This window comes from Roseovarius sp., from assembly GCF_027019125.1.
Classification (GTDB): Bacteria; Pseudomonadota; Alphaproteobacteria; order Rhodobacterales; family Rhodobacteraceae; genus Roseovarius.
The window spans coordinates 109,420-132,921 of record NZ_JALUXE010000030.1 but is presented as its reverse complement, the minus strand read 5'-3'; the positions used below and the strand labels follow the sequence as shown (position 1 = coordinate 132,921).

Genomic DNA, 23,502 nt, shown 5'->3' with positions numbered 1-23,502 from the left:
AGGAGGAATCCCGATGCAAGAGCTTACCCATTATATCAACGGTCAACACGTCAAGGGCACCTCCGGGCGCTTCTCGGACGTCTTCAACCCCGCAACCGGCGAAGTGCAGGCCAAATGCCCGCTCGCCAGCGTCGAGGAAATGAACACGGCCGTTGCCGCAGCACAGGCCGCACAGCCCGCATGGGCCGCCACCAATCCCCAGCGCCGCGCCCGCGTGATGATGGAATTCGTCCGCCTGCTCAACCGCGACATGGACAAGCTGGCCGAGGCGCTCAGCCGCGAACACGGCAAGACCTTCCCGGATGCCAAGGGCGACATCCAGCGCGGTTTGGAAGTGGTCGAATACTGCATCGGTGCCCCGCAAATGCTCAAGGGCGAATATACCGATGGCGCAGGCCCCGGCATCGACATCTATTCCATGCGCCAGCCACTTGGCGTGACGGCGGGCATCACGCCTTTCAACTTTCCGGCCATGATCCCGATGTGGATGTTCGCCCCGGCGCTGGCCTGTGGCAACGCCTTCATCCTCAAGCCGTCCGAGCGTGACCCCTCCGTGCCGCTGATGCTGGCCGAACTGATGGAAGAGGCTGGCCTGCCCAAAGGCATCCTGCAGGTCGTCAACGGCGACAAGGTGGCCGTGGACGCGATCCTCGATCACGAGGTGATCCAGTCCATCGGCTTCGTCGGCTCGACCCCGATCGCACAATACATCTACGGGCGCGGCTGCTCCAACGGCAAGCGCGTGCAGTGCTTTGGCGGCGCCAAGAACCACATGATCATCATGCCCGATGCCGATATGGATCAGGCCGCCGATGCCCTGGTCGGCGCGGGCTATGGCGCGGCAGGCGAACGCTGCATGGCGATTTCCGTGGCGGTCCCCGTGGGTGATGAAACCGCCGACCGCCTGATCGAAAAGCTGGTCCCGCGCATCGAAAAGCTGAAAGTGGGGCCCTACACGGCGGGCAACGACGTGGATTACGGCCCGGTCGTGACCGCCGAGGCCAAAGCCCGCATTCTCGGACTTGTCGAGACAGGCATCGCACAGGGCGCGAAACTCGTGGTCGATGGGCGCGATTTCAAATTGCAGGGCTACGAGGATGGCTTCTTTGTCGGGGCGCATCTCTTTGACCACGTGACACCCGACATGGACATCTACCGCCAGGAAATCTTTGGCCCGGTGCTGTCGACCGTGCGCGCAGGCTCTTACGAAGAAGCCCTGAAACTGGCGATGGACCACGAATACGGCAATGGCACCGCGATCTTCACCCGCGACGGCGACGCGGCGCGCGATTTCGCGGCCCGTGTCAATATCGGCATGGTCGGCATCAACGTGCCCATCCCCGTGCCGCTGGCCTATCACACCTTCGGCGGCTGGAAGAAATCCGGTTTCGGTGATCTCAACCAGCACGGTCCGGATTCGTTCAAATTCTACACCCGCACCAAGACCGTGACCGCCCGCTGGCCGTCCGGCATCAAGGAAGGCGGCGAGTTCAATTTCAAGCCGATGGATTGATCCTCAACCACCACTCACGGCCCAGGGCCCCGGCATCACGCCGGGGCCTTTTTCACGAGCCAACCGGCCCGATCTGCATCGCCTGTTCGATCATCGCCGCGACCGAGCCATGCACATCGGAATCCGCCCAATAGGCATTATGCGACAGCGGGTTCCACGCGCTCAGAGCATTGCCCGCGCTGATCCAGCGATCCCGCAACTCTCCGCGCTCTTTCAGCGCGGCATAACCCCCGCCTGCCCCCGCCAGAGGCATTCCCAGAATGTCATTGCGACTGTTGAGGTTGACCCACCACGGCTTGAACCATTTGCCCGCCGGAATGGCGGTGCCGGGACGGTCGATGGCTTTGACCTCTCCGGGCCTGCAACTGAACGTAAAGACCGGGATATTACAGCCAAAGGTGATCACTCCCGCCATGGTCTCGAACCGCTGAAACGGGGTGGGGGCGGTCGTGTGCCCCTTCTGCAAATCCCAGATATGGTTCGAGATGATGTGCCCGCCCAGCGAATGCGCCAGCACGATCAGCGGCGCGCGGCCACCCGTCACCCCTTCCAGATGCGCGATGGCGTTCGACACGCGGGCATGGACCTCCGGATAGACATAGGCGTGATCGCCCTTCTCCCACCGGTAAGAGGCCGCATCGGCCAGCCGGTGCATCACGAAATCCCGCCAGGCCATCCAGTTGGCCTCGCCCGCCAAGGCCTCATCCATATACTGCTGTTGCCGCTCTTGCAGGATGTCCGACCAGAAGATCTCGCGCCATCCGACCAAGGTGTCAAAGCGCGTGGCCCCCATCCGCTTGCGCAAGCCCGCGTAAAGATCGCGGGAAAAGCTGACGGCATTGGCCGCCTGCGGCCGGTCGCCTTGGCTGCCCATGCCGTGAATGACCGCCACGGCAACCCGGTGTTCCTCTGGCATCGCAATGCCCCCTTTGAAATATGTATGCTGAAATCAAAACGCCTTATCCCGTCATGAGACCATGAATCCGCACACCGCGCAATCCTGAGGCGAAAAGCCCGATCAGGACACAAACCGCCCTCGAAATGACAATCCCGTGAGGTGACGCGCCTTTTTCCCCGCCCAGCCCTTCGCTTTGACCGTGTTTGTCCTTAGATACACCCAAGCAGTCACAACAGAGAGGATGAATTCCCGTGAAATCCGGCCATCTGACCCGCCGCCATGCTCTGGCCACCGGCCTTGCCGCCCTTGCAACCCCCGGTATTCTGCGCGCCGAACCCGCGCTGACCAACCGCCGCAATTCATCCGCCTTTGTCACCCGTGATTGGCGTGACCATTTCGACAGCCTTGGCAAAGGCGCGCTCTTGGCAGATATCGATAGCCGCGCGCTGCATTACTGGGGTCCGGATGGCGAGACTTACGCCCTCTACCCCTCTTCCGTTCCGATGACCGAGGAACTCACGCGCCGTGGCTACACCGAGATCGTGCGCAAGCGTGTCGGCCCCGACTGGACGCCGACCCAATCCATGCGCGAACGCGATCCCACCCTGCCCGCCTATATGCCCCCCGGCCCCGGCAACCCTCTGGGCACCCATGCGCTCTACCTCAGCTGGCCCGCCTATCTCGTTCACGGCACCCACGACACCCGCAAGATCGGGCGGCAATCCTCTTCGGGCTGCATCGGCCTCTATAACGAGCATATCGAGGAACTCTTCGCCAAGGTCGAGGTCGGCACGCAGGTCCTGCTGCTCTGAGCGCATCGGGTCCAGCCCAGAGCGGACCCGCTGGCCTTGATCCGAACCTGCGATACCCCGCCATTCAACGCGGGGTCGCGACCGGGTCAGGGCCGTTCACGACATGCGCAATGGCAGCGGTGCTCGCTCTCACGCCTCCGCGTTAAGCGAAGCGCCCGTCGGTATGGCCTCACTCCGACCGTCCTCTGCGCCAACCACCGCTCAGGGGCGGGCCTCAACAAGGCGGCCGTGCAAAGCCTTGCCTTGCACGTTCCGCCTTGTCGCGAATGACGCACCCTTCCGCATGATCGTTCATGAGCCCTGTCGCCTGCATGAACGCGAAAATCGTCGTGGGTCCCAAGAACTTCCAGCCCCGCCTTTTCAGTTCCTTTGCCAAAGCGCGCGAGGCGGCGGAGGTCGACATGGTCTGGGGCTCCGCAAGGGTATCTGGCGCGGGTTCAAATCGCCAAACGAATGCCGCAAGCGAACCTTCCTTCTCGACCAGTTCCCCCATGCGCTGCGCGTTGTTGATGGTCGCCTCGATCTTGCTCTTGTTTCGGACAATCCCTGTGTCCGCCATCAGGCGCGCCCGGTCCGCATCCCCGAAGGCCGCTATTTTCGTGTAGTCGAAACCGGCAAAAGCCGCGCGAAAATTCTCGCGTTTGTTCAGGATCGTGCGCCAGCTCAGGCCGGACTGAAAGCTCTCAAGACAGAGCTTTTCAAACAGCCGGATGTCATCAACAACCGGAAAGCCCCACTCGCTATCATGGTAGTCGAGAAATTCGGGCGCGGCACTGCACCAGCGACAACGAAGCTGGCCATCCGGCCCGGCGACCACCTTGTCCATCGCTCAACCTTTCAACGCGTCGAGGCCCGGCGCCGTCTTTTTGACGTCCACCTCCGTGAATTCGGCGGTGACGACATCGTTGATGACGAATGGATCGGCCTTCACGCGCGTCTCAACCTCCTCGCGGCTTTCGCCGATGGCCAGGATCGCGCCTCCCCCTTCGGGCGTCAACGAGCCGACGCATTGGAAAACACCGTCGGCAAACCCCTCTGCAATCCATTGGTTGTGCCCCGCCATAAAGTCTTTGGCGGCGGCTTTGTTCGCGGAGAACTTGAGCAGGATAATGAACATGTTTGGCCTTTCAGCGAAGTTTTGTCGTGACAGTGTCGAGCCAGTCTTCAAGTGCAGTCACTTCGGCCCGCAGATAGGTTTCATCGCGATAGGCAGAGGCCATGACCGCAATGCCCTGCGAACGCCCCAGAAGGTGGAGCGCAAGAGATGCGGACTCATCACCATGGCCCAACGCATGAAATTGGTCGGTCAACCAGTCCCGAAACAAGGTAAACACCTCGGCGGCACGCGATTGCGCAATGTGATCGAGCTTTGCCAGTTCTGTCGTGAGCGTACCGACGGGACAGCCAAAGGCCATGATCTTCGTCTGATTGGTCAACAGGATGCGAATGAAGGACAAGATGCGTGCCTTGGGCAATTTGTCGGCGTCCCAACTTTCGAGCATGCGTGCCGTCTTTGACAGCCTCCGGTCGATCACGGCGTCAAGGATGTCGTCTTTGGATTTGAAGTGGTGGTAGAAGTTGCCCCGCGAAATCCCGACCGCATCCGCAATATCCGCAAAGGATGTCGCCTCGAACCCATTCTCATAGAACAGGTCGTCAGCCTTCTCCTCGATAAGGTCGCGCGTCTTGGTTCGGGTCATGGGCACCTGCCTGAAGGTCAGACAGAAATTAGGACAAATGTCCTAGATATGTCAATCCTTCTAAACCGGACGCTCGTTCTTCACGTCTGCGATTTGCGCACGCCGCAGCGCGATTGGTGTCTCGCCGTGATGCTTCCTGAACGCCCTTGAAAACCCCTCCGCTGAAGAGAAACCATAGCGTCGCGCCACCACGTCGACCCGGTGTCCTTTCGCGATGTCCTGCCGCGCCAACGTCAGCCGCCAGCGCCGAAGATAAGAGGCTGGCGGTTCGCCCACTTCCGCCAGGAACGTCTCGGCGAACCGGCTCAGGGACATACCCGCGAGCAGCGCGAGATCCTCGTTGCGCCATGCCTGCCCCGGACGGTCGTGCATCGCGACGATGGCCCGGCTAAGACGCTGGTCCGAGAGGCCTGCAAGAAGTCCGGGGCGCGTGTGTCCGGCCTCGATCTGCGCCCGCATCATCCGCACGATCAGCACTTCGCCAAGACGGCTCAAAACAGAGTCCACGCCGCATCGTTGCCCGATGATCTCGGATTGCATCATGCGCACCAGTCCGATGCTGTCCGGATCACGCTGCAGATCAATCGCGACCGTTTCGGGGAGCGCGGTCAGAAAGGGATTTTGCGCACCGCTCCAATCGACGAGCGCCCAGAAGAGGACCGGACCCTCATCCGCGGAAAAGCCGGTGCCTCGCGTCCGGAAACACGCCCGGTGCGGCGTGCCGTCAGGGGCCGTGCGAACAACGAGGTTCGCGTTGTCCGCCTGCGCCGGCCTCACAGCCAGCTTGAACCTGTCGATCAGGGTCGTAAGTCGGTCGTATCGTTCCATCTGGGTTTTTCAGTCTGATTTTCAGGATTTTGATGATCATAAATCTGATATTGAGAGGCCGCAACGTCCCAATGGAGAGACACCCGATGCTTGTTCCCCGCCAGAAAACCCCGGATCTGAAGCTTCCGACGCTCGATCACGGCGCTTTTGACCTGTCGTCCGAGACCTCGCCCCGTGGCACCGTGATCTGTTTCTATCGCGGGCTGCATTGCCCGATCTGCGCCACCTACCTGACCGAGTTCCAGAAGCGGGTCGCCGATTTCGCCGAACGCGGTGTCGGCACGATCGCGGTCAGCTCGGACGGCGAGGATCGCGCCCGGGAGATGGCCACCAGGATCGGCGCTGACACATTGCGCTTTGCCTACGACCTCTCGCTGGCAAACGCCCGCGAATGGGGGCTGTATATCTCGACCTCGCGGGGCAAGACCTCGATCGGGATCGAAGAGCCGGCACTCTTCTCCGAACCGGGCCTCTTCATGGTCACTCCGGATCAGTCGCTCTATTACGGTTCGGTCCAGACCATGCCCTTTGTTCGGCCGCATTTCTCAGAGCTCGTCGGGGCGCTGGATTTCGCGATCAAGAACAACTACCCGGCGCGCGGAGAGTATACCGGCGCGGTCTGACGGCGGCCGCCGTAGCGGACCTTCCTCGCCGCCGAGCCGGTGAGCGGAAGGTCCGCACAGCCCGGTTTGCAGGTTGCACCGCGGCTCCCGGTCTGCCTTGATGCCGTCAGCATCAACCAGAGCCGGAAAGTAGAGTTTTGAAAGAACCGCGAAGCAAACTGACGGTCGCCGCCGAAATTGCAACGGTCCTCGGACTGATCATGGCAGCTTTCCTGGGGTATCGGACGCTCACCGCCCCTGGGATAACGGTAAACACGGTCGCACCCTCCGATCCGATCGAGGCCCTGAGCAACAGAGGATACTCCTGGACCCAGCAGGATTTCGTGCGCGCATTCTCGATGGGGGACGATACGTCTGTGAATCTGTTTTGCACGGCAGGTCCGACGAACGTATTTACGCGCTCGATAGGTGAGATGGTTGAGCCAACAGAGGCGACCCAGGATACGCCTGACAGGGTCGCCGACCTAAAGGATTGCCCTGCTTTCCGAGCATCCTCTGTCTGCGAAGACGACACCGTCTTGATCGCGCTCCACGAACGGTTCAACTGGGACGCGTTCGAAACACTGTGTGGCCTCCGCCGGACCTCTGCGCTCCGCGAGGAGGCGCAAAGCGCAGCTGATGCCGAGCGAGCAGAAGCAGAAGCGGTATGCGCCACATTCGAACGAATGTCGGATACCGACAAGGCCGCATCCAGCGCCAATTTCATGCTGGAATGGACCGCTCATCGAACTTGGCATCGCTTCGGGCCAGCCTATTCGAAAGCAGAATTTTGCGAGGGCGTCAGAGACTACAAGGGCTGATTTCCGAACCTGCGCACGCGCAAGACCCTCAGCCGCTACATAGCCGCCTCCGGGGCAATGACCTCGCCCTGCCCCACGAAGGCGACCTCTCCTGCAACAGTGACCCGTTCAATGTCGTCGGAAGACCCGTATGGTGTCACGACGATCTCACTTGGCCGCCCCATGAAATGCCCTTGTTTCAGGACGAGACTTACCCCCGGTCGCGCAAGCCCGTGCTTCAGGGCATAGGCCCCCACCACGCCCGCCGCACTGCCGGTGGCGGCATCTTCCATGAGCCCATCGTTGTTCCAGTGTCTCCCCTCGAAGGTGTCGACGTCGAAGAGATAGGCAAACTCGGCACCAAGCCCATGCAGCGTCTTCTCCAGATCCGGCACCGTGATGCGCGCGTCTGCCAAGCCCCCTCTCACCGGGACGATCAGATATTTCAGCCCGGTTGAAATGACCTCGAGGGGAAGGTCTGCCAGACGGTCCAGATTGAAGGCCTGCGCGAGATCAGACGCCTCGCGCACGACACCCAGAAATTCGGGGCGCCCCTGATCCAGTGTTCCGAAGTAACGCCCATCACGTTGCGTCGTCGTGACATGCACGCTCCGCCCGCCTTGCAGGCCGATGGTCCAGTCACGATCTGCCTCTACGCCTGAATGTCGGTGCAAGGTGCAGGCCGCACCGATAAGGGGGTGACCGGCAAAGGGCAGTTCTTCGAACAGATCGAAGATCCGCGCCGATATCCGCCCGTCTGCCTCGGTCAGAAAGATCGATTCAAAGTGGCGCATCTCTTGCGTGACCGTCAGCATCTGCGCGCCACTCAGCCCCGCGCCATCCGTGAACACCGCAAGGCTGTTGCCAGAGTAGGGCCTGCTCGCGAAGACATCGCAATGGACGAAGTTGAAGGTTCCGGATCTCGATGACATAAGGCGCCTGTATAGTGGAGAATCTATATAGATGAGTGGCTATTCACATCAGTCTTTCGTGTCAACATCTCGCAGCCTGCGGGCCTTGGCGCATGAGAACCGCTTGCGCATCCTTCACTGGCTGGCAGATCCCGAACGCCATTTCCCGCCGCAGGTGGATGGGGACCTGCTCAATGATGGGGTTTGCGTGGGCTTCATCACGCAAAAGATCGAGCTCAAACAGCCCACAGTGACCAACCATATGAAAATTCTGCAAGATGCCGGATTGGTCGAGAGCAAGAAGATCAAGAACTGGGTGTTTTACAAGCTGCGCAAGGATCGGGTCGATCTCGTGCTTGGGGCCGTTTGCGACATGACCCGGAGCCGGCATTCCACCTGAAGGCTCAAGAGCCGGCTTTGCCCCGCGCATCCGCCGAACTCAGCAAGCGTCAACGAACGCAAGCACCACTTTGGATAGAATTAATTTGATTTTATGCACCTTAGGGCTGAAGCTTTGGTCAGCCAGGTGCGGGTCGAAGCGATTCGATGAGCCACATGGCAAATTGAAAAGGAGAGATTTAATGGACGCCAAAGAATTTTCACCAGATCATACGATCTATAAAAACCTGCTGATGGAAGGTGGCCTGAAGGGCCGTGTGCCTGAAGGCGAGCTGAAACATTTCGTCGCGCAAGCGACGGGCGCCGCAGCGCTCGCGCCTATAGGTGCGAAGGGATCAGTTATCATGGGTTTGATCTACGGCAATGTGACCTGCAATCCCACGGAAGATCCATACAAGGTCTGGTCATTCGACGAGTCGATTTGGGGCCTCGGCGCGGCGGGCGGTTCTGCGATCGGGTTCCTCTACACCGCCTATACTGCCTGGGATCCGTTCTTCAAAAGAACAACTGGGTTCCACGTACAAGGCGCCGGGGAAGGCGGTGGCATACTCCAGATCAACTTTCTAGAGGGTGCCACGCCTATCGGCCAGTTCAATGGTGCGATGGCCGGTGCCGGAGCCCTCGAGGGCGGCGCGAACGGTCGTTGGAAACACTCGTAACAGACTGATGAAAACCGAGGGGGTGATGAACTTTCAACTCCCCCTCAAAAACTGCTAGGTATGCCTCTATCCTGTCTGCGGCATTCAAATCGTCGTTGAACTTCACAACGAACAGATTGCTGAAAGTCCAAGCCACATTGATTGCGAGAAAGTCCCAGGCTTCGAACGGAATTATTGCCTCACCTCGATGTCCGCATCTGCCAACTTACCGGTCTGGCATGACACCGGCACCTGTCATTGGCGCAGGCGATAGTCCTCTAACCAAGCGCCAGTAACCTGCCCATCTCCAAACACCCGTTGCTGTAAACTTCACTGTAATTCACTGCAAACTTCGCTGTCACGCTACAACAGTCACGCTACACACCCCCCTTCCCCCCATCTCCCCTTTGCAATAGTTGTGAAACAGTTGTTAATTAAACAGCCGTTCATTTCAGCGTAGAGGAGCCGCCGATGGATTTCGCCCTTACCGAGGAACAGACCGCCATTTTCGACATGGCCCATGCCTTTGGACAGGACCGTATCGCGCCTCATGCCCGCGATTGGGAGCGGGCCGGCACCATCCCCAAGGAACTTTGGCCGGAAATCGCGGCCCTTGGCTTTGGCGGGCTTTATGTGAGCGAGGAGGCGGGCGGCTCTGGCCTTACGCGCCTTGATGCCACGCTGGTGTTCGAGGCGCTCTCGATGGCCTGCCCCTCGGTTGCGGCGTTCCTGTCGATCCACAACATGTGCGCCAAGATGATCGACAAGTTCGGCAGCGCAGAGATGAAGGCGCGCGTTCTGCCCCGCGCCCTGACCATGGAAACGGTCCTGTCCTATTGCCTGACCGAGCCCGGCTCGGGCTCTGACGCCGCCGCCCTCAAGACCCGCGCCGAGCGCACCAACGAGGGCTATACCCTCAACGGGACCAAGGCTTTCATCTCGGGCGGCGGCTATTCCGATGCCTATGTCGTCATGGTCCGCACCGGCGCTGACGGCCCCAAGGGCATCTCGACCGTCTATGTCGAAGCGGGCACAGAGGGCCTCAGCTATGGTGGGCTCGAGGATAAGATGGGCTGGCGCAGCCAACCGACCCGACAGGTGCAATTTGACAATTGCAACATTTCTGCCGAGAATCTGGTGGGTGAGGAAGGCAAAGGTTTCACTTATGCGATGAATGGCCTTGACGGCGGGCGCCTAAACATTGCCGCCTGTTCGCTTGGCGCGGCGCAGCAGGGTCTCAACCAGACACTGGCCTATATGGCCGAGCGTCGCGCCTTTGGCCGGCCCATCAACGACTTTCAGGCGCTGCAATTCCGCCTCGCCGATATGGAGATCGAGCTTCAGGCCGCCCGCACCCTTCTGCGCCAGGCGGCGTGGAAGCTCGACAATGACGCGCCCGATGCCACCAAATTCTGCGCCATGGCCAAGAAATTCGTGACCGAAACCGGCAGCCGCGTGGTCAATCAATGCCTGCAACTGCATGGCGGCTACGGCTATCTGGCCGATTACGGGATCGAGAAACTGGTCCGCGACCTGCGCGTGCATGAAATCCTCGAAGGCACCAACGAGATCATGCGCCTGATCGTGGCGCGGCAGATGCTGGCGGGCCAATGAGCGCCGATATCCACATCCGCAAAGAGGGGCGCGCCGGGCGCATCACCCTCACCCGCCCCAAGGCGCTGAATGCGCTGAGCTATGACATGGCCACCGCCATCGAGGCGGCGCTGGATGACTGGCGCGACCAGGAGGACGTGGCCCTCATCCTGATCGACGCGACAGGCGACAAGGCCTTTTGCGCCGGCGGCGACATCCAGCAGCTTTACGACACCGGGCGCGCGGGCGACTACGGCTTTGGCCGCCGCTTCTGGGCCGATGAATACCGGCTCAATGCCAAGATCGCGCATTATCCCAAACCCTATGTCGCGCTGATGCAGGGCTTTGTCATGGGTGGCGGCGTGGGCATTTCCTGTCACGGGTCGCACCGCGTCACCTGCGAGAGCACGCAAATCGCCATGCCCGAATGCGGCATCGGCCTTGTGCCCGATGTGGGCGGTTCCCTGATCCTTGCGCGCGCCCCCGGACGCTTGGGCGAATACCTCGGCACCACCGGCAGCCGCATGGGGCCGGATGATGCCATTCATGCCGGTTTCGCAGATACTTACGTGCCAGAGCTCAAGTGGCCCACCCTCACCGCTGCCCTGGTGGAGACCGGCGATCCGGCCGTGATCACCGCCTACGCCGAGACACCGCCCCCCGGTGCCTTGCGCGCCCTCAGCCCCCGGATCGACCGCCATTTCGGTGGCGAGACCCTGCACGACATCCTCAACGCCCTGCGCGCCGAGGACAGCGATTTCGCCCGCGACACATTGAAACTCCTCAGTCGCAATTCGCCCCTCTCGATGGCCTGCGCCATCGAGATGATCCACCGCCTGCGCGGCCCCTCGGCCGATATTACGCGCGCCCTTGGCCTTGAATATCGTTTCACCTATCGTGCGATGGAACAGGGCGATTTCCTCGAAGGCATCCGCGCCGCGATCATCGACAAGGACAGAAAACCGAACTGGAAACATGGGCTTGACAGCCTGCCGGGCATAGCCGTCGCGCAGATGCTGCAACCCTTGGGCAAAGACGCCCTGACGCTGGAGGAGACAGGAACATGAAGATCGGGTTTATCGGGCTGGGCAACATGGGCGCGCCGATGGCGGCCAATCTGGCCCGCGCGGGCCATGACGTCACCGGCTTTGACATGGCAGAGGTCAAGATCGACGGCGTGGCCATGGCCACCAGCGCAGCAGAGGCCGCGCGCGATGCCGCCGTTGTCATCACCATGCTGCCCAACGGTGCGATCCTGCGTCGCGTCGCCGCCGAGGTGATCCCGGCCATGACCCCCGGTGCCGTGCTGCTCGACTGCTCCACCGTCGATGTCGCCAGCGCCCGCGATGTGGCGGCAGAGGCGCAGGCGGCGGGTCTATCGGCCCTTGATGCGCCTGTGTCGGGCGGCGTCGGCGGGGCCACCGCGGGCACGCTCACCTTCATGGTCGGCGGCGATGAGGCAGGCTTTAACGTCGCCCGTGAACTCTTTGACATCATGGGACAAAAGGCGGTGCATTGCGGCCCCTCCGGCAATGGCCAAGCGGCCAAGATCTGCAATAACATGATCCTCGGCGTCACCATGATCGCCACCTGCGAGGCCTTTGCCCTGGCCGACAAGCTGGGTCTTGATCGGCAGGCGATGTTCGATGTGGTCTCGACCTCTTCGGGCTATAGCTGGTCGATGAACGCCTATTGCCCGGCGCCCGGCGTGGGCCCCAAATCCCCCGCAGACAATGATTACAAACCGGGCTTTGCCGCCGACCTCATGCTCAAGGACCTGCGCCTGTCGCAACAGGCGGCCGAGGCGGCGGATGCCGACACACCGATGGGCCGCGCCGCCTGCGACCTCTACGCGCAATTCGTCGAAGCCGAGGATGGCGCAGGCCGCGATTTCTCGGCGATGCTGCCCCGGTTCGAGAAACGCGGGCGCGGCTGATGGCATGGGTGGCGCGCGCCCCCGGCCTGCCGCCGCTCGAGCCCGAGGCGCGCGCCCTGCTCGACCGACTGACGCCGATGGCCGCGCCTGCGGGCACCGTGCTCTTTCACCCCGGCGATACGGTCAAGGGTTTCGTGGTCATGCTCTCGGGCCGGGTCGATGTCTATCTCACCGGCGCTTCGGGGCGCGAACTCCTGCTCTATGCGGTCGAGCCGGGGCAGAGCTGCGTGCAATCCACCCTGGGCCTCATGGGCGGCGACGATTACTCGGGCGAGGCGATCACGCGCACGCCGTGCGAGCTGGTGCTGGTGCCGCGCGATATGTTCCTGCGGCTCATGGATCTCTCCGACGCATTCCGGCATTTCGTATTCGCGGCCTTCGCGCAACGCCTGCAATCCATGATGCACCTGCTCGACCGCGTGGCCTTTCAGCGCATCGAGACCCGCCTCGCGCAATGCCTGCTCGACCGGGCTGTGGGTGACACGCTCCATGCCACCCATGCCGAAATCGCCGTGATGATCGGGTCTGCCCGCGAAGTGGTCTCGCGGCGCCTCGATGCGCTGGCGCGGCGGGGCATCGTGACCGTTGAGCGCGGCTTGGTGCGAATTCTCGACGCCGAAACCCTCGCCGACATCGCCCAAAGCACCGACTGACCGCAGGATCAGGCCAAACGCGCCCCCGCCATAAGGCCAGCGCAATCTTGCCCCTTCCCCTTGCCCTCTGCTGCGATATGTTGCACGACGAGACCTGAGAAACGACCCGATTGAAGGACCGGCGTAATGGCTGACGGAATGATGGACATCAACGCGAAACCGACCGAGGAAATCTCGGTCCGCGAGACATTCGGCATCGACACCGACATGATCGTCAAGGGTTTCGCGACCCGAACCGAGCGCGTGCCGGACTTGGACTCGACCTATAAATTCGATCCCGACACCACGCTCGCAATCCTCGCCGGATTTTCACACAACCGCCGCGTGATGATCCAAGGGTATCACGGCACCGGCAAATCGACCCATATCGAACAGGTCGCCGCCCGCCTCAACTGGCCCTGCGTGCGCGTCAACCTCGACAGCCACATCAGCCGGATCGACCTCATCGGCAAGGACGCGATCAAGCTGCGCGACGGCGTGCAGGTGACGGAATTCCACGAAGGCATCCTGCCCTGGGCGCTGCGCAACCCGACCGCCATCGTGTTCGACGAATACGACGCGGGCCGCGCCGACGTGATGTTCGTGATCCAGCGCGTGCTGGAGGCCGACGGCAAACTCACGCTGCTTGACCAGAACGAGGTGATTTCGCCCAACCCCTATTTCCGTCTCTTCGCCACGGCCAACACCGTGGGTCTGGGCGACACCACCGGGCTTTATCACGGCACACAGCAGATCAACCAGGGCCAGATGGACCGCTGGTCGCTCGTCGCCACACTCAACTATCTCAGCCATGATGCAGAAACCGCCATCGTGCTGGCCAAGAACCCGCTCTACAACACCGCTGACGGGCGCAAGACCATCAGCCGCATGGTGACGGTCGCCGATCTCAGCCGCACCGCCTTCATGAATGGCGAGCTTTCGACCGTGATGAGCCCACGCACCGTCATCGCATGGGCACAGAATGCCAATATCTTCCGCAATGTGGGCTATGCCTTCCGCCTGACCTTCCTCAACAAATGCGACGAGTTGGAGCGTCAGACCGTGGCCGAATTCTACCAGCGCTGCTTTGACGAGGAACTGCCCGAGAGTGCCGCGAATGTGAAAGTGCGCTGAGCGCGCCCCTGGGACAGCCCGATGAACAAACCCACCGACAATCCCGCCGATCCGTTCAAGAAGGCGCTCGCCAACGCCACCAAGGTGATGGCGGACGATTCCGAACTGACGATCAGCTATTCGGTGGACCCCAGCGGCCTCTCGGGCGAGGCGATGCGCCTGCCGCAGGTCTCGCGCCGCATGAGCCGCGAAGAGGTGCTCTTGGCACGCGGCACCGCCGATGCCCTCGCTCTGCGGCATAAATTCCACGATGCCGCCACCCATGCGCGCTATGCCCCCCCGGGCGACATGGCGCGCGACCTCTACGAGGCGATGGAAACCGCCCGGTGCGAGGCGGTGGGCGCCCGTGACATGCCCGGCACCGCCACCAATATCGACGCCAAGATTGCACAGGACGCCAATCGTCTTGGGTTCGAGCGGATCACCTCGACCGCCGACGCGCCCCTGCCCGCCGCGGCAGGCTATCTCATCCGCCACCTCGCCACGGGCCGCGACATGCCCGCAGGCGCGCAAAACGTCATGAACCTCTGGCGCGGCTTCATAGAGGAACAGGCCGGCGGAACCCTGGGCGCGCTACAGGTTACCCTCGCCGATCAGGCGGCGTTCGCCAAATTCGCCCGCCGCATCATCGAGGATCTGGGCTATGGCGACCAGTTGGGCGATGACCCCGACAGCCTCGACGACGACCAGCAGGACGAGGCCGAAGAAACAGGCGAAGAGCAGGAAGAACCCGACAGCACCGGTCAGGACGACAGCCAGGAAACCGAGGCCGAAGCCGACCCCGAGCGCTCCCAGGACGAACAGCAGGACGCGGCCCAGGCGCAAGTCAGCATGGAGGAGATGGCCGACGACGAGATGCAGGACGAAACCGAGCTGCCCGAGGGCGAAGCCCCGCTCGAGCCGCCCGCCCCTGCGCCCATTTCGGATGCCGACCCCCATTACACCGTCTACAACACCGCCTTTGACGAGGAAATCCGCGCCGAGGACCTGGCCGACCCGGTCGAACTCGAACGCCTGCGCGCCTATCTCGATCAACAGTTGGAACCGCTCAAGGGCGCGGTCAGCCGCCTTGCCAACAAGTTGCAACGCCGCCTTCAGGCGCAGCAAAGCCGCTCCTGGGAATTCGACCGCGAAGAGGGCATCTTGGACGCAGGCCGTCTTGCGCGCGTAGTGGCCAACCCGACCACGCCGCTCAGCTTCAAGGTGGAAAAGGATACCGAATTCCGCGACACGATGGTGACGCTGCTTCTGGATAATTCCGGCTCGATGCGCGGTCGCCCCATTTCCATCGCCGCCATCTGCGCCGATGTTCTGGCGCGCACGCTGGAACGCTGCTCGGTCAAGGTGGAAATCCTCGGCTTCACCACCCGCGCGTGGAAAGGCGGGCAGAGCCGCGAGAAATGGCTGGCCGAGGGCCGCCCGCAACTTCCCGGCCGCCTCAACGATCTGCGCCACATCGTCTATAAATCCGCCGATGCCCCCATGCGCCGCACCCGCGACAATCTCGGGCTGATGATGAAAGAGGGGCTCTTGAAGGAAAACATCGACGGCGAGGCGCTCGAATGGGCGCATCGCCGCATGGTCCAGCGCAAGGAAGCGCGCAAGATCCTGATGGTGATCTCCGACGGCGCGCCGGTCGATGACTCGACGCTCTCGGTCAACCCTGCCAATTACCTCGAAAAACACCTGCGCGACGTGATCGCCATGGTCGAGCGCCGCAAACAGGTGGAACTGCTGGCCATCGGCATCGGCCATGACGTGACCCGCTATTACCAGCGCGCCGTGACCATCACCGATGCCGACCAACTGGCCGGCGCCATGACCGAGCAGCTTGCCGCGCTTTTCGACAGTGACCCGCGCGCCCGCGCCCGCGTCATGGGCATCCGCCGCGCGGGCTGATCCGGCCCCGGTTTCATCTGGCCCCAAATACCTCGGGGGAGGCCCGGATGAAATCCGGGACGGGGGCAGCGCCCCCAGACCCCGACCGCCCCGCAGGAGACCGCATGTTTCAATCCTTCACCGAATCCGCCCGTCCCGATCAGGGTCCGCCCCGGCTGGAGCGTCTGCGCCGCGCCATGGCCGAGGCCGGGCTTGCGGGCTGGCTCGTGCCCCGCGCCGATGCCCACCAGGGCGAATACGTGGCCCCCTGCGATGACCGTCTGGCGTGGCTCACGGGCTTTACCGGTTCTGCCGGGTTCTGCGCGGTGCTGCCGGATGTGGCGGGCGTGTTCATTGACGGGCGCTACCGCGTGCAGGTCCGCGCCCAGGTTGCCACCTCGCATTTCACCCCCGTCAACTGGCCCGACACCCGCCTTGGCCCGTGGCTGCGCGAGCATCTGCCCGAGGGCGGCACCGTGGGGTTTGATCCCTGGCTCTACACGCCTGAACAGATCGACGCGCTGACCGAGGCGCTCGGCGGCACCGCGATCCGCCTTGAACCCCATGCCAATCTGATCGACGCCATCTGGTCCGATCGCCCCGCGCCCCCGCAAGGGGCGATCACCCCTTGGCCCGACACGCTCGCCGGGGCCAATTCTTCTGAAAAACGCGCAGCCTTGGCCGATACCCTGCGCAAGGCTGGCCAGACATCGGCGGTCCTCACCCTCACCGACTCGATCGCGTGGCTCTTCAATATCCGGGGCCGCGACATCCCCCGCAACCCGGTGGCGCAGGGCTTTGCCATCCTGCACGATGACGGGCGCGCCGCCCTCTTCACCGACCCCGCCAAGCTGGATGCCGCCGCCCGCGCCCATCTGGGGCCAGAGGTCTGCCTCAGCCCCCCCGACGCGTTCGAGACAGCCCTTGCCGCCCTCCCCGGTCCGGTGCGCCTTGATCGCGCCTCCGTGCCCCTGCGCGTGGTGCAGGTGCTCGACGCCGCCAATATCCCCCATGTCTGGGGCGCTGATCCCTGCCTCCTGCCCAAGGCGCGCAAGACGCCAGCCGAAATTTCCGCCACCCGCGGCGCGCATCTGCGCGACGGGGCCGCGATGTGCGAGTTTCTGGCGTGGTTCGACGCGCAATCCCCCGGCACGCTCACCGAAATCGACGTGGTGCGCCAGCTTGAGCAGGCCCGCGCCGCCACTGGCAAACTTCTCGACATCAGCTTTGACACCATCGCCGGCTCGGGCCCCAACGGCGCACTGCCGCATTACCGCGTGACCGAGGCCAGCAACCGCCGCCTGCTCGAGGGCGAGTTGCTCGTGCTCGACAGCGGCGGGCAATATCTCGACGGGACCACGGACATCACCCGCACCCTGCCCATAGGCACCCCCGGCGCCGCCGAGCGCGCGGCCTTCACCCGTGTGTTGCAGGGCATGATCGCCATCTCGCGCCTGCGCTTCCCCAAGGGGCTGGCGGGGCGCGACCTTGACGCCATCGCGCGCATGCCGCTGTGGCTCGCGGATCAGGATTACGCCCATGGAACGGGCCACGGGGTCGGTGTGTATCTCTGCGTCCACGAAGGCCCGCAACGCCTCTCGCGGCTCTCGGATACCCCGCTGGAAGCAGGCATGATTCTCTCGAACGAACCCGGCTATTACCGCGAGGGCGCGTTTGGCATCCGAATCGAGAATCTCATCGTGGTGACGGCGCTCGACCCGGCTCCGGGTGGGGATGGGGCAACCCAGTTTGGGTTCGAAACCCTGACCTATACCCCGATAGATACCCGCCTCATCGACGTGTCCCTGCTCACGAAACCCGAACGTGACTGGCTCGACAGCTATCATACCGCCTGCCGCGACAAGATTGGCCCTCTGCTTTCCCCTTCGGCCCGGCTATGGTTGGACAAAGTAACGCAGACAAGCTGACATATTCCTGTTAGGTTCCTGCGTCAGACCAAAATCAAGATCAAAAGAAAAAGGGGATGGACAATGGCACGTATCACGATTCGCAAGGCCGAGGGCACCTGGACGGTCCGCGCCGGCGGCGCCGTTCTGGCCGAGAGCCGCAATGCGCTGGAATTGACCGAAGGCGATTATCCCTTCGTGATCTATTTTCCGCGCGCCGACATCGCCATGGCCTTTCTCGAGGAAAGCCCGCAGACAAGCCATTGCCCCTACAAGGGCGACGCGCGCTATTTCTCGATCATCACCAAGAGCCAGACACTCCAGAACGCCGCCTGGAGCTATGAGGCCCCCAAGCCCGAGGTGGCCGAGATCAAGGATCACATCGCCTTTTACGCGACAGAGTCCGTGACCATCGAACGGGTGTGACCCGGGCTTAGCTGTGCTCTTCCTCTGACACCGCCGCCAAGGCGCGGTTATAGGCCTTGAGCGCATCGACATGAAACAGCGCGCCCGACAATTCGGGCGGCTGATCCCCCCCCGACAGCGTGACCACCGGCACAAAGGGCACGTTCGCCCGCTCGAACATCGGCATCGCCTGTTCCAGCGTGGCGGTGACATCAAGATAGACGCCCTGTTCGATCAAGGACCAGCACTGGTCCGCATCCGCCGCGCGCGGATCATCCGGCGCACGCATCACCTTGGCCACGCGGAACATGCCCAAGAGATAATCCTGCGGTCCGGCCGCAAGGCGAATACCCCGCCGCATGAGCTGCGCCAGAAAGAACGACCGCCGCACCAGCCGTGTTCCCAGTGCCGTCGAGGTCGAGACCGCCACCATCACCGCCAGCCCCGTCTGCCAGTCTCCGGTCAACTCGAACACGATCATCGTGGTCGAAATCGGCGCGCCCAGCACCGCCGCCGCCACCGCGCCCATACCCGCCAGCGCATAAAGCGTGTGCGCCCCCGACACCTCGGGCAAGAGCGCCGTCGCCACATGGCCAAAGGCCAGCCCGGTCAAGGCACCGACCATCAGCGAGGGCGAAAACACCCCGCCCCCCATCCGCCCGCCAATGGTGATCGCCACGGCCACCACCTTGAGCACGGCAAAGACCGCCGCCTCATGCCACAAGAGCTTGCCCGTAAGCGCCGCCGAAGTGGTCTCGTATCCCACGCCGATGATATGCGGAAACCAGATCGCCATGAGGCCCAGCAGCGCCCCCGCCCCCATGGGCCGCAACCAGCGCGGCAGGCCCAGCCGCGCCTGCACATGCCCCGCCACATCCTCGGCCAGAAAGATCGCCCGCATCAGCGAGGCCGCCACGACCCCGCACAGCAGGCCAAGGATCAGAAAGGCGGGCAATTCGGCGTAGAATTCCAGCGCGCTCGCCTGCGGCAGGGTAAATTCGGTCAGGCCGCCGAATTCCAGCCGGTTGATCACCGTGCCCGCCACGCTGGCGATGGCAATCGGCGCAAAGGCATGGACCGCGAAATGCCGCAGCACCACTTCCAGCGCGAAGAGCGCCCCGGCAATGGGCGCATTGAACGAGGCCGAGACCGCCGCCGCCACCGCACAGCCCAAAAGGTCGCGGCCCGTGACCCCATCGGCATGGATGCGCTCGCTCACCCAAGAGGAAATCACCCCGGCCAGATGCACCACCGGCCCCTCACGACCCGAAGAGCCGCCCATGCCCAGCGTGATCAGCGACGCCGCTGCCGAGGCCAGACCCTCGCGCCGCTCCACACGCCCCTCATAGAGCGCGGCCCCCTCGATCACATCCGCGACCGAACGCACCCGCCCATCAGGGGTAAAGCGGTGCAGGATCAGCCCCACCACCAGCCCGCCCATGATGGGCAGCGCCAGAACCCAGTACCACGGCAGATGCTCCGCATAGCTATGCAGCCGCGCGACATCCTCGGTGCCGTACACCAACCCCTGCAAAGCGATGATCCCCTTGCGAAAGAGCAGCGCCGCAAAGCCTGCGGCAATGCCGATGGCAAGGGCAATCAGCCAGAATTGAAACTGGCTTGGGCCCCGCTTGCGCAGCACGCGCCAACCCTCGCGCAGGCTCTCGCCCATGCCCCGGCGCAACTGGCTCCAAAAGGATGGCTCTTCGGCCTGCATCTCTCCCCTTCCCGCCGCGCGCGCGCTTTTCCCTTCCGGCGACATGCATTAGGTTGCGCCCGACGCCCCATTCAGAAAGCCGCCCCATGGACATCGCCCGCGCCATCGCCGACCTCCAATCCTCTCTAGGACAACGGATCACCCTGTCCAAGTCCGATCTCGACCTGCATGGTCAGAGTGAATCGCATTTTCCGGCCAGCCCGCCCGATGCCGTGGCCTATCCCGAGAGCACGGCCGAGGTGGCCGAGATCGTCACCATCTGCGCCCGCCACCGCGTGCCGGTGGTGGCCTGGGGCACCGGCACCTCGCTCGAGGGGCAGGCGCAGGCGTTTCGCGGCGGCGTCGTGGTCGATTTCTCGCGCATGAATGCCGTGCTCGATGTGGCCGAGGCAGACATGACCGCGCGGGTGCAACCGGGGGTGACGCGCGAGGCGCTCAACACCGCGCTGCGCGCCTCCGGCCTCTTTTTTCCGGTCGATCCCGGGGCCAATGCCTCGCTCGGGGGCATGGCCTCGACCCGCGCCAGCGGCACCACCGCCGTGCGCTACGGCACCATGCGCGACAATGTCCTGGCGCTCGAAGTCGTGACCGCCACAGGCGCGGTGATCCGCACCGGCACCGGCGCACGCAAATCCTCGTCGGGCTATGATCTCACCGGGCTCTTTGTCGGGGCTGAGGGTACGCTCGGTCTTATCACCGAACTCACCCTGCGCCTCTCGGGCCAGCCCGAGGCGATTTCCGCTGCCGTCTGCGCCTTCGACAGCGTGGCCGATGCGGTGGCCACCGTGATCGACACCATCCAATGCGGCATCCCCATGGCGCGGATCGAGCTGATGGACACCGAAAGCGTGCGCGCGGTCAACGCCCATTCCGGCATGTCCCTGCCCGAGAAACCCCATCTCCTGCTGGAATTTCACGGCACCCCCGCCAGCACCGCCGAACAGGCCGAAAGCTTTGGTGCCTTGGCGCGCGAGCATAATGGATCGGATTTCGACTGGGCCACTCAGACCGAGGCGCGCAACGCCCTCTGGAGCATGCGCCACAAGGCCTATTACGCCATCCTCGCCTCCCGCCCCGGCGCGCGCGCCATCGTCACAGACATCTGCGTGCCGATCTCGCGTCTGGCCGAAGCGATCGAAGAGACCCGCGGCGATCTCGCCCAATCCGGCGTGATGGGGCCGATCCTGGGTCACGTCGGCGATGGCAATTTCCACGCGATCCTGCTCATCGACCCCGACAACCCCGCCGAACTCGCCGCCGCCAAGGCCGCCTCCGACCGCATGGTCACACGCGCCCTGGCCCTTGGCGGCACCGCCACGGGCGAGCATGGCATCGGCGTGGGCAAACTCGATTACATGGCACGCGAACACGGGGAAGGCTGGACGCTCATGGGCACGATCAAACAGGCCTTCGACCCGCTCAACATCCTCAACCCCGGCAAACTGGTCCCGCCGAGAAACTGACGCCGCGCTTCATCTGGCCCAAAATACCTCGGGGGAGTCGGCCACAGGCCGACGGGGGCAGCGCCCCATCTCACCCCTCCATCAAGGCCTCGGCCGCGGCGCGGGCCTCTGGCGTGACCCGCTCGCCCGAGAGCATCCGCGCGATCTCGTCCACCCGGTCCGCGCCCGTCATCGGCCGCACGGTCGAGAGCGTTTCCTCCCCCTCGACCCGCTTTTCCACCCGCCAGTGATGCGCACCGCGCGCGGCCACCTGCGGGGAATGTGTGACCACCAGCACCTGACCGCCTGCCGCCAATTGCGCCAGCCTGCGGCCCACCGCATCCGCCGTGGCCCCGCCCACGCCGCGGTCGATCTCGTCAAAGATCATCGTCACGCCACTATCGGTGCCCGTGAGGCACACCTTGAGCGCCAGCAGAAACCGGCTCAATTCCCCGCCCGAGGCGATCTTGGCCAGCGGCCCCGCCGGTGCGCCGGGATTGGTCGCCACCTGAAACACAACGTCATCCTGCCCCGAGGCGCCCGGCTCGGCCCGCCCGATCTGGGTCGTGAACACCGCCCGCTCCATCTTGAGCGGGGCGAGTTCCGCCATCACCGCCTGATCGAGCCGCGCCGCGGCCTCGGTCCGCGCCGCACTCAACGCGTCGGCCTTGGTGGCATACTCGGCCTCGGCCTCTGTCACCGCCGCCGTCAGCGCGCGCATATCCGCGTCGCTTCGGTCGAGCGCCGCCAACTGCCCGCGCAGCCCCTCGGCAAACCCCGCCAGATCATCGGGCAAGACCCCATGTTTGCGCGCCAGCCCCCGGATCGCAAAGAGCCGCTCTTCCACCGCTTCCAGCTCCATCGGGTTGAACTCGAGCGCCTCAAGGCACTGCAGCACGCCGCGCCCCGCCTCATCGAGTTCCACCAGCGCCCGGCCAATCGCCGCGATGGCCTGATCCAATTGGCCCTCGGCCCGCTCCGCCGCGCCTTCCAGCCAGCGCAGCGCATCGCCCGCCGCCCCTTCGGCCCCGTTGAGGCCCAACGCCTCGGCGGCCTTGGCAATATCCTCGCGGATCCGCTCCGCCCCCTGCATCATGCGGCGGCGCGCGTCCAGAGCCACCTCTTCGCCGGGTTCCGGGTTCAGCGCATCGAGTTCCGCCACCGCATGGCGCAGAAACTCCTCTTCCGCGCGCAAGGCCGCCTGCGCCGCCTCTGCCGCATCCTTCGCCTTGCGCCGCGCAGCCAGATCACGCCACGCGGCGCGCACCCCGTCCCGCAACGCGCCCAAGTCGCCAAACGCATCCAGCAAATCGCGATGCGCCTTGGGATCGAGCAGGCCGCGATCATCCTGCTGCCCGTGCAATTCGACCAGAACATCCGACAATTGCCGCAGCACCTCGCCCGACACCCGCCGGTCATTGACCCAGGCCGTCTTGCGCCCATCGGCGCTGTTGACCCGGCGCAGGATCAGACCCTCCTCTTCGGGCAATCCCGCCTCGCGCAGGACCGCGCGCGCCGGATGATCCGGGGACAGGTCGAACTCGGCCACCACCTCGCCCTGATCGGCACCCCGGCGCACCAATTCCGCCCGCCCGCGCCAGCCCAGAACGAACCCCAGACTGTCCAGCAGGATCGACTTGCCCGCGCCGGTCTCGCCGGTCAATACGTTTAGGCCCGGCTGGAACACAAGGTCCAGCCGGTCGATGATCAGCATGTCGCGAATTTCAAGCGCGCGCAGCATCAGGCCATCCCGTCGG

At 63.7% G+C, this 23,502-nt stretch carries 23 protein-coding genes; 15 read left to right on the top strand and 8 right to left on the bottom strand.

Annotation, left to right across the window (positions count from 1 at the left end; translation table 11 throughout):
- The first annotated feature begins 13 nt into the window (after nucleotides 1–13).
- Nucleotides 14–1,513, top strand: a complete 1,500-nt coding sequence (locus tag MVC20_RS12915) for a CoA-acylating methylmalonate-semialdehyde dehydrogenase (RefSeq protein WP_297541981.1) — start codon at nucleotides 14–16, stop codon at nucleotides 1,511–1,513.
- Between the two features lie 52 nt (nucleotides 1,514–1,565).
- On the opposite strand, the gene MVC20_RS12910 is transcribed toward MVC20_RS12915, so the two are convergent.
- Nucleotides 1,566–2,429, bottom strand: a complete 864-nt coding sequence (locus MVC20_RS12910; protein ID WP_297541979.1) for a hypothetical protein — start codon at nucleotides 2,427–2,429, stop codon at nucleotides 1,566–1,568.
- 233 nt (nucleotides 2,430–2,662) lie between these two features.
- Here MVC20_RS12910 and MVC20_RS12905 point away from each other — a divergent pair, with 233 nt between their 5' ends.
- Complete coding sequence (locus MVC20_RS12905; RefSeq protein ID WP_297541977.1) at nucleotides 2,663–3,223, top strand: L,D-transpeptidase; 561 nt, start codon at nucleotides 2,663–2,665, stop codon at nucleotides 3,221–3,223.
- 214 nt (nucleotides 3,224–3,437) lie between these two features.
- On the opposite strand, the gene MVC20_RS12900 is transcribed toward MVC20_RS12905, so the two are convergent.
- The 4 genes from MVC20_RS12900 to MVC20_RS12885 are packed head-to-tail and all read right to left on the bottom strand — an operon-like array spanning nucleotide 3,438 to nucleotide 5,751.
- The gene (locus MVC20_RS12900) at nucleotides 3,438–4,049 is read right to left on the bottom strand and encodes a DNA-3-methyladenine glycosylase I (protein WP_297541975.1); all 612 of its coding nucleotides are present in this window, start codon (nucleotides 4,047–4,049) and stop codon (nucleotides 3,438–3,440) included.
- Between the two features lie 3 nt (nucleotides 4,050–4,052).
- Nucleotides 4,053–4,340: a hypothetical protein gene (locus tag MVC20_RS12895; protein WP_297541973.1), complete on the bottom strand. Its 288-nt coding sequence runs from the start codon at nucleotides 4,338–4,340 to the stop codon at nucleotides 4,053–4,055.
- Between the two features lie 10 nt (nucleotides 4,341–4,350).
- A complete protein-coding gene (locus tag MVC20_RS12890; protein WP_297541971.1) occupies nucleotides 4,351–4,923 on the bottom strand; it encodes a TetR/AcrR family transcriptional regulator in 573 nt (190 codons plus the stop codon).
- Between the two features lie 60 nt (nucleotides 4,924–4,983).
- Nucleotides 4,984–5,751 (bottom strand): AraC family transcriptional regulator, encoded by a 768-nt coding sequence (locus MVC20_RS12885; RefSeq protein ID WP_297541969.1) that lies wholly within the window; start codon nucleotides 5,749–5,751, stop codon nucleotides 4,984–4,986.
- Between the two features lie 86 nt (nucleotides 5,752–5,837).
- Here MVC20_RS12885 and MVC20_RS12880 point away from each other — a divergent pair, with 86 nt between their 5' ends.
- Nucleotides 5,838–6,374: a peroxiredoxin-like family protein gene (locus tag MVC20_RS12880; protein WP_297541967.1), complete on the top strand. Its 537-nt coding sequence runs from the start codon at nucleotides 5,838–5,840 to the stop codon at nucleotides 6,372–6,374.
- Between the two features lie 137 nt (nucleotides 6,375–6,511).
- Nucleotides 6,512–7,174: a hypothetical protein gene (locus MVC20_RS12875; protein ID WP_297541965.1), complete on the top strand. Its 663-nt coding sequence runs from the start codon at nucleotides 6,512–6,514 to the stop codon at nucleotides 7,172–7,174.
- Nucleotides 7,175–7,209: 35 nt separating this feature from the next.
- On the opposite strand, the gene MVC20_RS12870 is transcribed toward MVC20_RS12875, so the two are convergent.
- Entirely contained in the window at nucleotides 7,210–8,085 is an 876-nt protein-coding gene (locus MVC20_RS12870; protein WP_297541963.1) for a PhzF family phenazine biosynthesis protein, read from the bottom strand.
- A gap of 58 nt (nucleotides 8,086–8,143) precedes the next feature.
- On the opposite strand from MVC20_RS12870, the gene MVC20_RS12865 reads away from it, so the two are divergent.
- The 10 genes from MVC20_RS12865 to MVC20_RS12820 all read left to right on the top strand — a co-directional run bounded on the left by MVC20_RS12865 (nucleotide 8,144) and on the right by MVC20_RS12820 (nucleotide 18,607).
- A complete protein-coding gene (locus tag MVC20_RS12865) occupies nucleotides 8,144–8,464 on the top strand; it encodes a metalloregulator ArsR/SmtB family transcription factor (protein WP_297541961.1) in 321 nt (106 codons plus the stop codon).
- A 181-nt stretch (nucleotides 8,465–8,645) separates the two neighbouring features.
- Nucleotides 8,646–9,122, top strand: a complete 477-nt coding sequence (locus tag MVC20_RS12860; protein ID WP_297541959.1) for a hypothetical protein — start codon at nucleotides 8,646–8,648, stop codon at nucleotides 9,120–9,122.
- Nucleotides 9,123–9,572: 450 nt separating this feature from the next.
- On the top strand, nucleotides 9,573–10,715 hold the full coding sequence (locus tag MVC20_RS12855) for an acyl-CoA dehydrogenase family protein (protein WP_297541957.1): 1,143 nt from the start codon (nucleotides 9,573–9,575) through the stop codon (nucleotides 10,713–10,715).
- Entirely contained in the window at nucleotides 10,712–11,761 is a 1,050-nt protein-coding gene (locus MVC20_RS12850) for an enoyl-CoA hydratase/isomerase family protein (RefSeq protein ID WP_297541955.1), read from the top strand. Before MVC20_RS12855 ends, MVC20_RS12850 begins: the two co-directional genes overlap by 4 nt.
- Nucleotides 11,758–12,630, top strand: a complete 873-nt coding sequence (gene mmsB / locus MVC20_RS12845) for a 3-hydroxyisobutyrate dehydrogenase (protein ID WP_297541953.1) — start codon at nucleotides 11,758–11,760, stop codon at nucleotides 12,628–12,630. The genes MVC20_RS12850 and mmsB overlap by 4 nt, the downstream gene beginning before the upstream one ends.
- Nucleotides 12,630–13,283, top strand: coding sequence for a Crp/Fnr family transcriptional regulator (locus tag MVC20_RS12840; RefSeq protein WP_297541951.1), 654 nt, complete (start codon nucleotides 12,630–12,632; stop codon nucleotides 13,281–13,283). Before mmsB ends, MVC20_RS12840 begins: the two co-directional genes overlap by 1 nt.
- Before the next feature lie 126 nt (nucleotides 13,284–13,409).
- A complete protein-coding gene (gene cobS / locus MVC20_RS12835) occupies nucleotides 13,410–14,396 on the top strand; it encodes a cobaltochelatase subunit CobS (protein ID WP_037268442.1) in 987 nt (328 codons plus the stop codon).
- A 21-nt stretch (nucleotides 14,397–14,417) separates the two neighbouring features.
- Nucleotides 14,418–16,295, top strand: a complete 1,878-nt coding sequence (gene cobT / locus MVC20_RS12830; RefSeq protein ID WP_297541948.1) for a cobaltochelatase subunit CobT — start codon at nucleotides 14,418–14,420, stop codon at nucleotides 16,293–16,295.
- Nucleotides 16,296–16,399: 104 nt separating this feature from the next.
- Complete coding sequence (locus MVC20_RS12825) at nucleotides 16,400–18,202, top strand: aminopeptidase P family protein (RefSeq protein ID WP_297541945.1); 1,803 nt, start codon at nucleotides 16,400–16,402, stop codon at nucleotides 18,200–18,202.
- Between the two features lie 63 nt (nucleotides 18,203–18,265).
- The gene (locus tag MVC20_RS12820; RefSeq protein ID WP_297541943.1) at nucleotides 18,266–18,607 is read left to right on the top strand and encodes a DUF427 domain-containing protein; all 342 of its coding nucleotides are present in this window, start codon (nucleotides 18,266–18,268) and stop codon (nucleotides 18,605–18,607) included.
- 7 nt (nucleotides 18,608–18,614) lie between these two features.
- Here the strand turns inward: MVC20_RS12820 and MVC20_RS12815 are convergent, their stop codons facing one another.
- Entirely contained in the window at nucleotides 18,615–20,303 is a 1,689-nt protein-coding gene (locus MVC20_RS12815) for a chloride channel protein (RefSeq protein ID WP_297541941.1), read from the bottom strand.
- An 86-nt stretch (nucleotides 20,304–20,389) separates the two neighbouring features.
- Here MVC20_RS12815 and MVC20_RS12810 point away from each other — a divergent pair, with 86 nt between their 5' ends.
- Nucleotides 20,390–21,766 carry an FAD-linked oxidase C-terminal domain-containing protein gene (locus tag MVC20_RS12810; RefSeq protein ID WP_297541939.1) on the top strand — a complete coding sequence of 459 codons (1,377 nt, stop codon included), beginning with the start codon at nucleotides 20,390–20,392 and terminating at the stop codon, nucleotides 21,764–21,766.
- A 70-nt stretch (nucleotides 21,767–21,836) separates the two neighbouring features.
- Here the strand turns inward: MVC20_RS12810 and recN are convergent, their stop codons facing one another.
- A complete protein-coding gene (gene recN, locus MVC20_RS12805) occupies nucleotides 21,837–23,486 on the bottom strand; it encodes a DNA repair protein RecN (protein ID WP_297541937.1) in 1,650 nt (549 codons plus the stop codon).
- Nucleotides 23,487–23,502: the final 16 nt, after the last annotated feature.

Excerpts from the sequence above, each read along its gene's own strand:
- MVC20_RS12915 (WP_297541981.1), top strand. The coding sequence starts at position 14 with ATGCAAGAGCTTACCCATTATATCAACGGTCAACACGTCAAGGGCACC.
- MVC20_RS12910 (WP_297541979.1), bottom strand. The coding sequence starts at position 2,429 with ATGCCAGAGGAACACCGGGTTGCCGTGGCGGTCATTCACGGCATGGGC.
- MVC20_RS12900 (WP_297541975.1), bottom strand. The coding sequence starts at position 4,049 with ATGGACAAGGTGGTCGCCGGGCCGGATGGCCAGCTTCGTTGTCGCTGG.
- MVC20_RS12895 (WP_297541973.1), bottom strand. The coding sequence starts at position 4,340 with ATGTTCATTATCCTGCTCAAGTTCTCCGCGAACAAAGCCGCCGCCAAA.
- MVC20_RS12890 (WP_297541971.1), bottom strand. The coding sequence starts at position 4,923 with ATGACCCGAACCAAGACGCGCGACCTTATCGAGGAGAAGGCTGACGAC.
- MVC20_RS12885 (WP_297541969.1), bottom strand. The coding sequence starts at position 5,751 with ATGGAACGATACGACCGACTTACGACCCTGATCGACAGGTTCAAGCTG.
- MVC20_RS12880 (WP_297541967.1), top strand. The coding sequence starts at position 5,838 with ATGCTTGTTCCCCGCCAGAAAACCCCGGATCTGAAGCTTCCGACGCTC.
- MVC20_RS12870 (WP_297541963.1), bottom strand. The coding sequence starts at position 8,085 with ATGTCATCGAGATCCGGAACCTTCAACTTCGTCCATTGCGATGTCTTC.
- MVC20_RS12860 (WP_297541959.1), top strand. The coding sequence starts at position 8,646 with ATGGACGCCAAAGAATTTTCACCAGATCATACGATCTATAAAAACCTG.
- MVC20_RS12855 (WP_297541957.1), top strand. The coding sequence starts at position 9,573 with ATGGATTTCGCCCTTACCGAGGAACAGACCGCCATTTTCGACATGGCC.
- MVC20_RS12850 (WP_297541955.1), top strand. The coding sequence starts at position 10,712 with ATGAGCGCCGATATCCACATCCGCAAAGAGGGGCGCGCCGGGCGCATC.
- mmsB (WP_297541953.1), top strand. The coding sequence starts at position 11,758 with ATGAAGATCGGGTTTATCGGGCTGGGCAACATGGGCGCGCCGATGGCG.
- MVC20_RS12840 (WP_297541951.1), top strand. The coding sequence starts at position 12,630 with ATGGCATGGGTGGCGCGCGCCCCCGGCCTGCCGCCGCTCGAGCCCGAG.
- cobS (WP_037268442.1), top strand. The coding sequence starts at position 13,410 with ATGGCTGACGGAATGATGGACATCAACGCGAAACCGACCGAGGAAATC.
- cobT (WP_297541948.1), top strand. The coding sequence starts at position 14,418 with ATGAACAAACCCACCGACAATCCCGCCGATCCGTTCAAGAAGGCGCTC.
- MVC20_RS12825 (WP_297541945.1), top strand. The coding sequence starts at position 16,400 with ATGTTTCAATCCTTCACCGAATCCGCCCGTCCCGATCAGGGTCCGCCC.
- MVC20_RS12820 (WP_297541943.1), top strand. The coding sequence starts at position 18,266 with ATGGCACGTATCACGATTCGCAAGGCCGAGGGCACCTGGACGGTCCGC.
- MVC20_RS12815 (WP_297541941.1), bottom strand. The coding sequence starts at position 20,303 with ATGCAGGCCGAAGAGCCATCCTTTTGGAGCCAGTTGCGCCGGGGCATG.
- MVC20_RS12810 (WP_297541939.1), top strand. The coding sequence starts at position 20,390 with ATGGACATCGCCCGCGCCATCGCCGACCTCCAATCCTCTCTAGGACAA.
- recN (WP_297541937.1), bottom strand. The coding sequence starts at position 23,486 with ATGCTGCGCGCGCTTGAAATTCGCGACATGCTGATCATCGACCGGCTG.